This window comes from Robiginitalea sp. SC105, assembly GCF_014243345.1.
Classification (GTDB): domain Bacteria; phylum Bacteroidota; class Bacteroidia; order Flavobacteriales; family Flavobacteriaceae; genus Robiginitalea.
On record NZ_JACLZF010000001.1, the window covers coordinates 1 to 14637 of the forward strand.

Below are 14637 nucleotides of genomic sequence, written 5' to 3' on the forward strand. Positions count from 1 at the left end.
GTTTATTTATTTTTTGTACAATCACTTCTATCCGTTATCAGGAAATCACGCCTTTCGGCCGACCTCCCCGAACAGAAGCTACGCTGTCTGTCAATATGTCAATGAACTCTCTTTTGCTTATTCGCCCTCAGGTTTACCCCGAAAGCGGGTGCAAATATAGAATGCTTTTTTTGCTTCCACAAACAGGGAGTGAAAAAAATTTGCTTAAAACTTTCCCAATTTCTTAAAGCATTGATATGCTGTGGCTTATAATAAATACTAGCCTAAAAAAATCCTCTTGGGGACAAGTAACCCGGTATCAGCCGGCAGGTGGCTGGACTGCCGGTTGGGTTCCTGCCCGGCAACCCCGGGCGAATCCCTATCCGCAACCCACGGTCAAATCCCGGCTCAAAAGTAACTTCAGGAAAAGAAATTCCAGACCAGCCCGAACCGGATCACAAAATCCCGGTAGGGGTAATTCGGCGCCGAATAGAAGGAATTCCCCGTGAAGGAGGAATTGAAGTGTTCGGCCTTCAGGTAAATGCGGGTTTGCCGCACCTTGGCATTGATAAAAAAGTCCAGCATGGGAAAGCCGCCGAACTCCTCCCGGTCCTGCACGTAGAAGTCGCCCAGCAGCGGGTTGTAGGCATCCATAAAATAGGGTGTAAAATACTTGAGGGTGATCCCCGTCTGTACAAACATCGCCTTCTTGAAAACGTCGCTGGAAAAGTATAGCGTATTCCGGGTGAGCAGCTGCGGGACATTCAGCACCGCGGCATCCTGGTCCACCTCCTGGTATAACAGGGTGTTGTTCAATGCCCATTTCCCCAGGCGGAATTCCTTCTCGTAGCGGACCCGGAGGTGGTTGATCCGGCCCGCCTGCTGAAAAGGCCGGACAAAAGACTGTTCCTCCCCAGCCGCCACCTGCTCGGCATCCGCGATTGAAGCGAAATAGGAGTAGTTATCCGACGAGCTGAACTGGGCGCTGAGGGTGCCCAGCAGGTCCGATCGTACCCGGCCGAAAAGGCTTTGTACCTGTTCGTTTTCGAAAGTGCCGGAATTGTCCCAGTTGTAATTCAGGTAATCCGACTGGTACAGCAAAAAGTTGAAATCGGGTTTCCGGGCGCTGTGGTGGATGCCTGCCGTCAGTTCAAAGCTTTCCCCCAGCGGGAGGGTGACGCTCGCATCCAGGTAGGAGTCGGTCAGGTCACCCCCCAACCCCAGGCCGCCCTCAGCCTCCAGGCGCAGGGAGCCGAAGGATTTCTCCCAGGATGCCCCGGTAACCAGTTCTTGCCCGGACAACTTGTTGGGGATGGTGCCGGCATCGGATTGCAGGATACTGTTGAAGAAATAGGTGTAGTCATACACTGTTACGAATCCTTCCAACCGGCCCAGCCACCGGTTTTCCAATCCCGTGCCCATCCGGTTGTAAAACGTCTTCAGGTAGGCCTGGTCCTTGACCGGGGTCAGGATCAGGTCCCCGAAATAGCCGGAGGAATTGTTGTTTTGAGAATATTGGTACCACTTGGTTTCATAGGCAAAGCGGTGGGTAAGGTAGAGGTTCCCCATACCGGGGATACTGTCCGCACCCCTTCCCAGCAGCCGGAATTCGTGGTCCAGGTAGTACCGTTTCCCGTTGAGTTCATTCTGGACATTGCTGAACCGCACATCGATCCGTGAGCGGTCCTGGAAATCGGGGTTTTCGGACTCGAACTGATCCTCGGCATTGAGCAGGCCACCATTTTCCTGCCCCCGTATGTCCTGGGCGGCCACATGGGCCATAAAGCGGTAGCGGCCATCCCGGGTCACATAGTTGGCTGTAGCCCTGAAATTCCCGGACTGGGCCTCATCCTGCCGGTATTTCCCCAGCGACCGGAACCCTTTGAAGGCAATGGAAAAATTGAGTCGCCGGTTAAAATTGGAGGTAAGCATGGCGTCGAGCAACTGGCCCTGCTCAAAGGTGGTCTTGAAAAACAGGTCCGTCATGGGCGTCGCCACATTGTAATACCGGATGTCGGCTACCTCCAGATAGTTGAAGTGCCGTGCCCTGGCGCCCATCCTGGGGAATATGGATTCCCGGTTCAGGTTTGCCCCCAGCCGGTTATAGGGCTGTCCTACATTCGAAAAGGGCATCAGTTCAAAATCGTCGCGGCGCAGGTAATTGTACCGGTACTCTTTCTGGATGGTCAGGGTGGTGTCCAGGAAGGTGGTGTCCCGGTTGTTCGAAATGATCTTGTAATCCCTGATAGTGATCGCCTCCCCGGGGGTTGCCGGCTTGTTCTTCCGGGCGAGCTCCGCGGCGCGCAACCCGGCCGTATCCTTCTGGCGGACCGGTGGTGCCGGCTTGTCCTGGGCCAGTGCCGGATGCAGCAACAGAGCCGATAAAATCAGCAGGTAGTATCGCATAGGGCTTCGATTCCGGGCAAAGGTACCCTTTTTGTTCCTAAGTAATTGTGAAATTTTGGCAGTGAACGGAGGGGCCGTAGCCCCGTGTAGAACGGAAAAACTGACAGGAATAACCCAAATTTTTGCTACTTTTCAGGGCTTAAGGCATCTTTGTAAAAAAATTGATATGAACCGCTTTTTTGTGATTGCCTGCCTGCTGGCAGCCTGTCCCCTTTTTGCCCAAACCGGGCCTGTCCCTCCCGGATTCGCCCCCCCGGATAGCAGTATGCGAATCACATCCCTGCCCCAGGAAAAACCCCTGAACCTGTTCGAAGCCCGGGAAGCCATTCAGCGCTATGCCGGGCAACGGGACGTCCTTGCCAAAGGCAGCGGTTACAAGCAGCTGAAGCGGTGGGAATACCTCTGGAACCACTTTGCGGACAGCCGGGGCAACCTCCCCACGGCCTCGGAGCTATGGCAGAGCTGGAAAAACAAACAACAGGCCTCGGCCAAGACCCCGAACCCCACCGCCGACTGGAACCCGGTCGGGCCATTGAATGTCGGGGTATATTCCGGGCAACTGCCGGGTACCGGGCGGCTCAATACGGTGGCAGTTGACCCCGTGAACCCCGACATATGGTACGTGGGTGCCCCGGCCGGGGGGATCTGGAAAACCACGGATGCAGGAAGCAACTGGACCAACCTCTTTGACGATTTTCCACAGATCGGGGTCTCCGGAATCGCCATCGACCCGCAAGACCCGAACATCGTTTACATTGCCACGGGCGATGACGATGCAGCCGATTCCTACAGTGTGGGCGTTTTCAAATCGACGGACGGGGGGCTTACCTGGAACGAGACGGGCATCAATCCGGGGAATACGGATGTGAACCTGCTGATGAACGATATCGTCATCGACCCGACGGATTCCCAGGTCCTCTGGGTGGGCTCCAGTGCCGGCCTGTATAAATCCAGCGACGGGGGTTCCTCCTGGAACCTGATGCAGGGAGGGTTTATTTCCGACTTCAAGCTCAAGCCCGGCGACCCGAACACGGTCTACGCCGTGTCCAACGCCCACGTCGGGGGAGGCGGGGGTTCCGCCAGTTATTACAAAACCACCAACGGAAAAGACTTCCAGGCCATTGACAGCCCCGTCCTGCCCGGGACTTCCGGGCGGGTCGTGCTGGGGGTGACCCCGGCCGACCCGGAGGTGCTCTATATCCTGACGGCCAACCGGGCCAGTAGCAACTTTTCCTATCAGGGGCTGTACCGGTCCTCGGATAGCGGCGAAACGTTTACAGAGACTCAGAACAACCAGAACATCATGGAATCGAGCCAGGCCTGGTTTGACCTTGCACTGACCGTGGACCCGGTCAATGCCAATATCCTGTACATGGGGTGCCTGAATATCTGGAAAAGCAACAACGGCGGGGACAGCTGGAGCCGGCTGAACAGCTGGTTCCGGAACAACGCGGCCTACACGCATGCAGACATCCACAGGCTCGAAATCTTTGGCAACCGGCTCTTCGCCTGTACCGACGGGGGCGTGTACGTGTCGGAAAACGGCGGCGGCACCTTCCGGGACTATACAGACGGGATCACCATCGGGCAATTCTACAAACTCTCGGTTTCCGCCCAGGATGCCTCCAAGATGATCGGCGGGCTTCAGGACAACGGGGGGCAGGTGCTCAACCAGGGGCAATGGAACAATTACCACGGGGGAGACGGCATGGACAACGCCGTGGACCCCGTAAACGACAACATCATGTACGGGTTTACCCAGTTCGGAGGGTCCCTGAACATCTCAACCGATTCGGGGCAGTCCATCGCCATCATCGGCCCGCCAACCAACAACCAGGGCAGCCCGGTGCCGGGCAATTGGATTACCCCGATGGCCATTGCCCCGGACGGGAATTTGTACGCGGGTTATGATGCCATCTACCGCCTCAATGGCAACCAATGGGAAAAACGGTATGAAATTCCCAATACGGACGGGCGGATCGAAGACCTGGAGGCAGATCCGAGCAACGCCTCCGTCCTGTATGCGGCCGAGGGCACCTTTGTCTATCGCAGTGCGGACGGAGGAATGAATTTTGCCCCCTTTTTCAACGCCCGGGCAGAAATTACCGATATGGCCGTGAACAGCCGGGACGGATCGGCCATCTACGTGGTTACCTCCAAAAGGGTCGGGATCCCGCAAACCGAACAGCTGCCCGTGGACCGCAAGGTTTTCCGGGTCCCGGTACTACCCAATGGCGACCCGGGCCTGGAAACAGACATTACCTATGACCTTCCCACCGACCAGGCGTTCTTTGCCATCACCCACCAGGGACGGCATACCGAAAACCCGGTTTACCTCGGCACCAACCTCGGGGTATACCGACTGGATGACAACCTGACTTCCTGGGAGGAGTATTTTGCAGGACTGCCCAGTACTGCCGTCAGCGACCTGGAGATCAGCCTGGACGACGAGCGGATCACCGCCTCTACCTACGGGCGCGGAGTCTGGCAATCGCCCATACCGGTACAGGTCCCGGATTCGGACATCCGTCTGCTCTCTCTGAGCCCTGCCAACAGCGCAGTAATCTGCAGCGCGGTGGTCCCCCGGGTCACGGTGGAGAACAACGGCCTGAACCCCATCACCGAAATCGCAATCACTTACTCCCTGAACGCCGGCACACCCGTTGCGCTGAACCAGGTTGTGGACATCCCGGGTGGGGAGACCGCCGAAGTGGAGCTACCCGAACTCACCTCCCTGCAAAAAGGCAAAGCGGTCCTGTCCGTTACCGTAAACGTGGAAGGGGATGCCTTTGAAGACAACAATAGCCAGGAGCACACCTTTTATGTGAATTCCCCGGGGACCAGCGACCAGGTCAATGACTTCGAATCCGGCTCCGCCGACCTGGTTACCTACAACGAGGGGAGTGATACCGAACAATGGGAAAGGGGAACCCCGGCCGGCACCTTGCTGAACCAGGCTGCCTCCGGCTCCCAGGCCTATGCCACCAACCTGGACGGGAACCACGGGGACGGGGTAAAGGCATTCCTGATCAGCGAATGCTACGACTTCTCCACAATCCTTGCACCGGTGCTAAAATTCAATATGGCCTATGACCTGGAACAGGATTTTGATATTGTCTATGTGCAGTTCTCCACGGACGAGGGAAGTACCTGGGAATTGCTCGGATCGGTGGACAGCCAGCCCAACTGGTATACCAGCGACCGCACCAACGAGAGTTCCGGGGAGGCCGATGACTGCCAGAATTGCCCCGGGGCCCAGTGGACGGGGACGAACGCGGAGCTGACCGAATACGCCTACGACTTCGTGCTCAATGCAGCCCTGGGGGAGCGGGACCTGACCGGGGAGCCCAACATCCAGTTCCGCATCGTTTTCCACTCCGACCCCCTGGTGACCCAGGAAGGGGCGGTGGTGGACGACCTCGTGGTTTCCGGGTTTGAGGACGATTTGGATGACGACAACGACGGCATCCCGGACGCGGAGGACAATTGCCCGCTGATCCCCAATCCCGGCCAGGACGACACGGATGGCGACGGCATCGGAAATAGCTGTGACCTGGACGATGACGGGGACGGCATCCCGGATACAACTGACAACTGCCCCCTGACCCCCAATGCGGACCAGGCGGACGCGGATGCGGATGGCATAGGGGATGTGTGTGACGACGACCTGGATAACGACGGGGTGCCCAATGACGCCGATGCCTGCCCAGCGACTCCGGATGGGCAGGTGGTGGGAATTGACGGCTGCCCTGTATTCTCCCTGCCTGCAGCCAACTTCCTGATCCGGACCCGGGGTGAAACCTGCAGTTCAAAGAACGACGGGGCCATTCTGCTGGAGGCGGCAGAGGCCCTGGATTACACAGCTGTGCTCAACGGGGGCACTGTCCTGGATTTCACGGAAACCGCGGAGTTCAGCAACCTGCCGGCAGGAAATTACACCCTGTGCATTACGGTGGCCGGAGAACCGGACTACCGGCAGTGCTACCAGCTGGAAGTGGTCCAGCCACAAGACCTCTCCGTTAGCGGGAAGGTCAATTCCCTGGACAATGCCATCACCCTGGAGCTGGCAGGCGGGGACCAGTACCGGATCCTGCTCAATGGAAAAGACTACCAAACCACATCCTCCAGGATTACCCTTCCCCTGGACCGGCCGGTAAACCAACTGGAAGTCCGCACCGATAAGGACTGCCAGGGCGTTTACCAGCAGGTGATCACCCTTGCCGAATCCCTTACCGTACTTCCAAACCCCGTGGCCGATGGATACTTCGATGTCTTCCTCCCCGGGGACCTGGACGGACGGGTGCAGCTCGGGCTGTTCAATCTGGACGGGCGGCGGATACTGCACAAGGAATACAACGCCATCCAGGGCGAAATCCGCATCCGGATGGACGGCTTTGCCCCCGGCGTCTACCTGCTCAATATCGGGGTGGGCAACCAGTTATTTACCTATAAAATCATTAAGCGATGAGTTACCGTACCTTTTTGAACTTCCTCCTCCCCCTGGGGACCTGCCTCCTGCTGGCAGCCTGCGGGGGCGGGGATAGCGGCGGTGGGGAACCCGAACCCGAACCCGTACCGTCACCCTCGGCAGCCACCCTGGTGTTCCCGGAAAATGATTCCGAATGCACGGAGGGGGAACTACTGAATGAAAACAGGAGCCGGGTATTGTTCCAATGGACGGCATCGGCGGGGACCGACAGCTACCAGGTCAACCTGAAAAACCTCAACACCGGTGGCACAACCATTTCCAACAGTTCGGAAAACCAGATCGAAATTGTCCTGCTCCGGGGCGTTCCCTACGAATGGTTCGTGATTTCCAGGGCAACAGGCACACCGGAGACCGCAAGCAGCCCCGTCTGGCGGTTCTACAATGCGGGCCCTGGGATCGAAAACTACGCCCCCTTCCCCGCCCAGGCCGTATCCCCCGCCAGGGGCATCAACCTCGCCGCAACCCCTTCCGTCACCCTGGAATGGAGCGCCTCGGATATTGACGGCGACATTGCCTCCTATTCGGTTTATTTCGGCACGGACCCGGAACCGCCCCTGTTGGAAGAGGGCCTGACCGAGCCAACCCTCGAGGTGGCAGTTTCGAGCGGGCAAACCTATTACTGGCGGGTGGAAACCATCGATTCGGCCGGGAACGTGACGGTTTCGGAGCTCTTTGAGTTCCGGGTGGAATAGGGGTTCGCTCTGCCTGGTGTTCAGAATGGTTTTTATCCGTATGATATAAATTGAATCCACGAAATATGATCAGAAAATACTTGCTTTTAGGACTCAGCATCTCGGCTGTATCCCTCGTCCAGTCCCAGGTTTCCCTGGAAGTCCCAACAGAATATGTCAATAACAGTACCTCCGGTGGCCTCAATACGCTTCCGCCCAATGTGGAAGGCTCTCCTTACCTCGACGAGGCTTTCAAACCGGGCAGGGTTCACGTGGGGGAAGAACAGGAATATGCCGCCTCCATGCGGTACAATGCCTACAGGGATGAAATCGAAATAAAGGCGGCAGATGGGGTCACCAGCCTGTTCAAGAGGGACTATGTCTGGGCGGACATCGCAGGGGACCTTTTTGTCATTGCCCCTTTCAAGGGCCGGGACGGGATCTCCGAGGGGTACTTTATCCTGCTGAACCAGGGAGATGTCCGGCTGTTGAAGCGGATTACCAAGGAATTCATGGAAAGCCAGCCGGCGGCATCCTCCTACAGCCAGGACCGGCCACCCCGTTTCCTGGAATCCGTGGAATACTACCTCATCGGGGAGGAGGGCCCGGCCAGGGAGGTCCGGTTGCGCAAAAAGGACGTGCTGGAATTCCTGTCGGATTCCGGGGCTGCCGAATCCTTTATAAAGAAAGAAGGGCTCAAGCTGAAATCGGAAGAGGAGGTTATCCGGCTGCTGGGATATTTGAACGGCTCTTAGGAGATATCGCCTGAACGGAGGGAGGGGCTGGAAGGTGCAAAGCCTGACAGGAGATCGGGTTCCTCTAGCCGGATAGTAGTTGCTATAGAGATCAAAACAAAAAAGCCTGCGCTTGGAGCGCAGGCTTTTTTTATGGGTCAGGACCCGGATCACTGTCGGGTCAGGACAAATTCATAGGGGCCGAAGCCTCCAAGGGGTCCAGCCGCCGTGATCGTACGCCCTTCCTCGTTGAAGGATGTCGTCTCAATGGTCATATCCGCAAACAGGGCCACATTGATGGGGTTGGTGGTAAAGCCCACCGTACCCGGGCATGCCTGGAGCTGGATCACCGTGCCGTTCGGCAGGTAGGTATTAAAACCTGCGGTATTGTTGATTACCAGGCGCGTACCAGACGCATCCCCCGGCTGGGCGGAGATTTCCAGCTGGTAGTTCTGCCCGAAGGCGCCGGCTAGGGTTAATCCCTCGTTGGTTCCGGAAGTAAAGACTTCCTCCACACTGAAGGTGCCGATAAAGGCACTCAGGTCTACCGGGCAGTCGTCGTCCACCAGGGTAACGGTTCGGCTGAGGCCTTCGTTGCCCTCGCCACCGATGCCGATCGGCACGCTGCTGCTCGGGAGGAGCTCCAGGACGATATCCATATCCCCGTCCACCTGGAAATTATCAACCGGGGTGATCACGATATCCGCAGAAAACGACCCGGCAGGGATTTCAATGGACCCCCCTGAGGGTTCCACGGTGAAACGGGACGGGTCGGAAGCCGTAATGGTGAAATCCACCGTTACGCCGTTGGGGTTCTCCCCATCGCCCAAAAGAACGGTTGTCACTGAGGGGCCTTCATCGGCTGCTTCCGTGATGGAACCGGACGCGCTCGAAAACTGGACGAATCCCTCCGGGGTATCGTATACAAGCAGGTCTTCCTCACAGGAGGCAAGCAGCCCGAGGCCCATTAATAGGTATATAAACTTTTTCATCTTGATGGGTATTTTGGTTTAGTATCCGGGGTTTTGTTGTTCACGCAGGTCTGGGTTGGCGTTGAACTCCACTATCGGTAGCGGCAACGTGAACCGGTAGTCATCGGCCGGCAGCGTACAGGCCCCGTTAAAGGCGCAATCCACCGGGTCCTTCTCAACCCCCTGCCCGGCGCGCTGCCCAAGGCGTTTCAGGTCGATATACCGATGGCCCTCGAAGGCCAGTTCCACGCGGCGTTCATCCAGGATGGCATCGTAGGCCTCCTGCTGGCTGGAAAAAACAGGCGCCACGGTTGCCGTTCCGAAGCGCGCATCCCGGATCGCCTTGATCAGGGAGGCAGCCTGGTCCAGCTGGTTGTTGGCCACATAAGCCTCGGCCCGGATCAGGTACATCTCGCTCACCCTGAAGACCTTCAGGTCATTCATCAGCGGCTGCCCTTCGGAACCGGGGTATTTCTGGATTACCAGGATATCCCGGGCAGCATTCTGGTTGGTCTCATAGTCCGGGTCGATCACACTGGTAGGCGCGATGTTCACGGTATACCGGATATCCGAGGGGTCCAACAGGTTGAACAGGGACCTTCCCATCTCGAAGTAGGGGGATCCGGTAAGGGTCGCATCCACAAAAGCGAAGCGGGCACCTGCCCATCCCCCGGCAGCCGGGCTGCCTGTAACCCCCTGCCCATCGTAGTTGTCTCCAATGGTCCGTTCCAGTTTAAAGATCACCTCCCCATCGGAAGTATCCAGGAACATCGCTTCGTATTCAGCGCGGTTGGCGAGCGGATAATCGTCGATCAGCTGCTGGCTGAAATTCGCAGCCGCCGTATAGTCTTCACGGTAGGCAGCAATCCGGGCGCGGAGCGCGGTTATAAAATCCTGGTTGATCCGGGTTTTGTCGACGGTGGAGCTACCCAGCAAATTTGCGGCAGTGGCCAGGTCGCCTTCGATCAGGTCGTAAACCTCGCCGTTCGTACTGCGAAGCAACTGCTGGTCGATGGTCGGGACAAAGTCCAGGATGATAACCCCAAGGGCGCTGTCGTCCGAGAGGTCCGTGGAAAAGTACTTGAGCATTTTGTGGTGCCCCCAGGCGCGGAGTGCATACGCCTCCCCGAGGATCTGGTTGTAGAGCGCCTGCTCTTCTGCGTTCTCCGGAATAATGAATTCGGCCGCTTCGATGAGGCGGTTCACAGCGTTCAGGGCGGCATAGCCTCGCACCCAGAAAATCTCCGGAGCGGTACTACCCGCGTTCAGGACAAAACCGTAATCGGCCAGTCCCTGTCCGCCGCTGTCAAACCCGATAGCCAGTTCGTCCGTGAATACAGAACTAAAGGCGATTTCAGGGGTAACGTCAAAATTATCATAGACTCCGAACAGGCCAGCCTCCAGGTCGGATACGTTCTCAAAGGCCGCATCCGCATCCAGACGACCCGGTTGGTCGATCTCGATCGCATCGTTACAAGCCATCAGCCCGAACAATGCTCCAATAATTAAAATAAGTTTATTAAAATTTTTCATCGCTAGTTTTTATTAAAATCCTAATTCAAATCCGACAGAGAGGATCTTCGGTGTCGGATAGATACGAGAGGTATTGTCCTGTGCCTCGGCGTCGAACCCGCGCCATTTGGTAATGGTGAACAGGTTTTCGGCGTTGCCGAAAATCCGCAGGCGGGTCAGCCCGGTGTTTTCCAGGAACCGCGACGGAAAGTTATAACCTACCTGTGCAAACCGCAGCCGCAGGTAATCCGCTTCCGTCAGGTAGCGGTCTGAGGCAAAGGAAGCCCGGTTAAAGGCGTCATAGGCAGGGATATCCGTTACCCGGTTGTCCGGCGTCCAGGCGCGGAGCAGGTCGCGGGAGGTCCGGAACTGACCGATGTTGTTCGGGTTCTGGAAACCGGCCAGGTCGTTGTCGAAACGGTCCACGCCTACCACATAGTTGAACTGGGTAGTCAAGAAGAACCCTTTGTAATCCATATCAAAGCCAAAGCTACCCTGCCAGTCGGGAAAGATGTTCTTGTTGAGCCAAACCCGGTCGGTGTCCGCATTCGGGTTCTCCGTAACATCCCCGTCTGCGGTGTAGAACAACAGGTTTCCATTGGCGGGGTTTACCCCGGCGTAACGGATGGTATAATACTCAAAGATTTTTCCGTCGTTCCGGCCCGTGCCGATGATGACCCCGTCCTCGCTGGGCAGGTTGGACAATTTGGTCTCGTTGAAGTTACCCACACCCTTCAGGGTCAGGTTAAAGCCGTCCGCCACATTGCTGCGGACCACATCGTAGTTGATGGTGAAGTCAAAACCGCGGTTCGACAGGTCCCCGGTATTCGCATTCAGGGCGGTTACCGCATTGATGGCTGAAACCGGCGTATTCTGGAACAGGTCCGTCGTCTTCTTGTCATATACGTCAATGGAACCTCTCAGTCGGCGGTCGAAGACCTCGAAATCCAGGCCGATGTTGGCCGAGGTAACGGTTTCCCACCGCAGCGTGGTATTTGCAATCTGGGAAAGGAAGATGGAGTTGAAGCCCGCATATCCCGCACCAGTTGCGAAGAGGTTTTTGGTGAGGTCCGGGGCCGAGAAATAAGTGGTCCCTGAAATCCGCTGGTTACCAGCCGTCCCGTAGGAGGCCCGCAGCTTCAGCTGATCAAATATCGAGTTGCTCATAAAGGCCTCGTTGTGGATATTCCAGCGTCCGGCCACCGAATAGAAGGTCGCCCATTTGTTACTGCCTGCGAAGCGGTAGGAGGCGTCCCGGCGGATGGTCCCGGTAAGTCCGTACCGGGTATCGTAGTCGTAGTCGGCCTGGCCGAAATACGAAAAGAGCCCTGCATTGAGGATGTTGGCATTTGCCTGGTCCACGAAGAAGTCGTTGGAGGAGTTGTCATCCACAAATCCGGATCCGTCTCCCGGATAGAAGGTTTTCGGATCCAGGCCGTTTGCCCGGAAACCAAAAGTGCGCAGGTGTGCTTTAAAGTACTCCAGATACGCGCCAACATCCACGGAGTGCCTTCCCCAGGCATTCGAGTAATTCAGGGAGGTCACCTGGTTGTAGGTAAACTGCCGCCGGGTCTGCTGGTCGTTGAAACCGGAAGTGGGGTTGGCACCCCCTCCGAATAGCAGGGCATTGAATGAATCAGGCGCTTCTGCCAGGTTCAGGATCTCATTCTGATAGTCGGCGCTCAACACCAGGTTGGCCGTCAGTGCGTCTGTCAGTTTATACGATGCGTTGAAGCTCCCGATAATCTTGACCTCCTCCTCGGTCCGCGTCAGCGTATTGAGGTTGTCCAGTATAAAGAGGGGGGTGTTCGCAAAGAGCAACGGGGACAAAAGGGCCGCACCGTTGGTGTACTCATCCGGAGTAATATAAGGTACGGACTGGTAAGCGGCGAGTACCGGGTTCCGGTTGATCCCCGCAGTCCCGATACCGTTTGGCTCGCCCGAGTTGGAATAGTTGATGGTCAGGTTCGAGGCATAGTTGAAGCGGTCGTTGCCGGAACGGCCCGATACGTTGCTTCGAAGGCTGAAACGCTTCAGGTCGGAGGCCTGCAAAATCCCCTCGGCATTGTAGTAGCCCAGGGAGGTGAACTGCGTGGCATTTTCACTACCGCTCTGCAGGTTCAGGGTATGGTTCTGGGTCAGGGCCGTCCGGAAGAAAAAATCCGCCCAGTCAAAGGTGGGGGCGGCGGCGATTTCTTCATCTGTGAGGCCGTCCCCGCGACCTGCGCCCCTTTGGCGCTCCAGCAGCAACTGCTCCTGGGAATTCATGAGGTCGTAGTCGTTGTCCTGCAGCGTGTTGAAACTCATGATCCCGGTGTAGTTGATCTGTAGGGGGGAGTTGTACTTACCCTGCTTGGTCTTGATCACCACCACCCCGTTGGCACCCCTGTTCCCGTAGATGGCGGTGGCACCGGCATCCTTGAGTACAGAGATGGAAGCGATATCCTGGGGGTTCAGGCTTCGGAAGTTATCCGCATCTACCGGGGTCCCGTCTATAATGAAGAGGGGTTCGACGTTCCCGTTGATGGAGTTCACCCCGCGCAGCCGGACGGTTGAGTTCGCCCCGGGCTGCCCGCTATTGGTGCTGATATCCAGACCGGCCACCTGGCCGGAAAGGGTCTGAACCACGCTGGCATTCGGCCGGTTCTCGATAGTCTCTGCGCTGATGGTCTGGGCTGCGATGCTGGATTTCTCGCGGGCTGCGGTACGATAGCCCTGTACCACCACCTCTTCGAGCGCCTCGGCATCCTCTACCATCTGTACATCGATGGTATTGGACGGACCCACGGTCCGTTCTACGTCCTTAAGGCCCAGGTAAGCGTACCGGAGCACCTCGCCCCGATTAACCTTGATACTGTAGTTTCCGTCAAAATCGGTTTGGACTCCCCGTGACGTCCCTACAACGATCACGGAAACTCCGGGCACCGGCAGGTTGTTCTGATCCACCACGGTACCCGAAACGGTTTTCTCCTGTGCAAAGGAGATAGAAATACTCAACACCATCAATAAAGGTGTTAAGATCCTACGAATTTTCGATCTCATTTAAGTAATTTTTGAATTAGCAGGTTGCAAAAATCTTAATTTCGTATCTATGTGACAAATGAAAAACCCCCTGTTTACGGGGGTTTGTTAAAAAATCGGAAAGAATTATGCTATGTATGCATAATTAATATTTTGGAAAAATATTGTTTAAGTTTTTAACTTATATATTAAACAAAATAATTTTTTTTAAGTTAATTTAAAAGATTATCCGCAAAATTAAACAGAATTTATTGCAGTATTCTTGGTCTGGCCCGAATGAAGCAGGGACAGATGAAGCGGGTCGCGGTTGCCTTGCCGGGCCGGTTACCGCAGCCGCGGTCATCCTCCCGGAAGGGTTTACCCATGCGCTGCTCAACGACAGCAAACAACTCAGCGAGTCGGCCCGGGAAAGCCTTGTTCCGATTATTGAAAAAGAGGCGCTGGCGGTTGGGATCGCCCATGTCCCGCCCGGAGTCATCGACGAGATCAATATTCTCCAGGCTTCCTTCAGGGCCATGCACCTGGCGCTCGACCAACTGGGGACCCGGCCGGAATGCATCGCGGTGGACGGAAACCGCTTTATCCCCTACAGGGATATCCCCCACCAATGCCTCATTAAGGGAGACAGCAGGTTCCTCAATATTGCAGCCGCATCCATTCTGGCTAAAACGGCCCGGGATGCCTATATGGCAGAACTCCACCGGGAATTCCCCCAGTACGGCTGGGACCGCAACAAAGGGTACCCCACAGCCTCCCACCGGGAAGCCATCCGGGAATTCGGCCCCTCCCCCCACCACCGGAAAAGCTTTCGTTTGTTGCCCGAACAATTGAAGTTCCCGTTCTAGATGCTACAT

General features: G+C 56.5%; 9 protein-coding genes. 5 read left to right on the forward strand and 4 right to left on the reverse strand.

Annotated features, from left to right (window positions below; genetic code table 11):
• Positions 1-227, forward strand: a 227-nt coding sequence (locus tag H7F20_RS15830) for a hypothetical protein (protein WP_221898673.1), incomplete at its 5' end; no start/stop codon positions are given.
• 172 nt (positions 228-399) lie between these two features.
• Here H7F20_RS15830 and H7F20_RS00005 read toward each other — a convergent pair.
• Entirely contained in the window at positions 400-2385 is a 1986-nt protein-coding gene (locus tag H7F20_RS00005) for a putative porin (protein WP_185784099.1), read from the reverse strand.
• 166 nt (positions 2386-2551) lie between these two features.
• Here H7F20_RS00005 and H7F20_RS00010 point away from each other — a divergent pair, with 166 nt between their 5' ends.
• From H7F20_RS00010 to H7F20_RS00020, 3 genes are all read left to right on the forward strand, one after another.
• Positions 2552-6853 (forward strand): thrombospondin type 3 repeat-containing protein, encoded by a 4302-nt coding sequence (locus H7F20_RS00010; RefSeq protein WP_185784100.1) that lies wholly within the window; start codon positions 2552-2554, stop codon positions 6851-6853.
• Complete coding sequence (locus H7F20_RS00015; RefSeq protein WP_185784101.1) at positions 6850-7566, forward strand: hypothetical protein; 717 nt, start codon at positions 6850-6852, stop codon at positions 7564-7566. The genes H7F20_RS00010 and H7F20_RS00015 overlap by 4 nt, the downstream gene beginning before the upstream one ends.
• Positions 7567-7631: 65 nt before the next feature.
• Positions 7632-8300, forward strand: a complete 669-nt coding sequence (locus H7F20_RS00020) for a hypothetical protein (RefSeq protein ID WP_185784102.1) — start codon at positions 7632-7634, stop codon at positions 8298-8300.
• Between the two features lie 149 nt (positions 8301-8449).
• Here the strand turns inward: H7F20_RS00020 and H7F20_RS00025 are convergent, their stop codons facing one another.
• From H7F20_RS00025 to H7F20_RS00035, 3 genes are read right to left on the reverse strand one after another with little or no spacing between them, the layout of a single operon-like run.
• Complete coding sequence (locus tag H7F20_RS00025; protein ID WP_185784103.1) at positions 8450-9271, reverse strand: hypothetical protein; 822 nt, start codon at positions 9269-9271, stop codon at positions 8450-8452.
• 18 nt (positions 9272-9289) lie between these two features.
• The gene (locus tag H7F20_RS00030; protein ID WP_185784104.1) at positions 9290-10783 is read right to left on the reverse strand and encodes a RagB/SusD family nutrient uptake outer membrane protein; all 1494 of its coding nucleotides are present in this window, start codon (positions 10781-10783) and stop codon (positions 9290-9292) included.
• A 12-nt stretch (positions 10784-10795) separates the two neighbouring features.
• Positions 10796-13765, reverse strand: a complete 2970-nt coding sequence (locus H7F20_RS00035) for a SusC/RagA family TonB-linked outer membrane protein (RefSeq protein ID WP_255443928.1) — start codon at positions 13763-13765, stop codon at positions 10796-10798.
• Positions 13766-14034: 269 nt separating this feature from the next.
• Between H7F20_RS00035 and H7F20_RS00040 the strand changes: the two genes are divergently transcribed.
• Positions 14035-14628 (forward strand): ribonuclease HII, encoded by a 594-nt coding sequence (locus tag H7F20_RS00040; RefSeq protein ID WP_185784106.1) that lies wholly within the window; start codon positions 14035-14037, stop codon positions 14626-14628.
• The last annotated feature ends 9 nt before the right edge of the window (positions 14629-14637 follow it).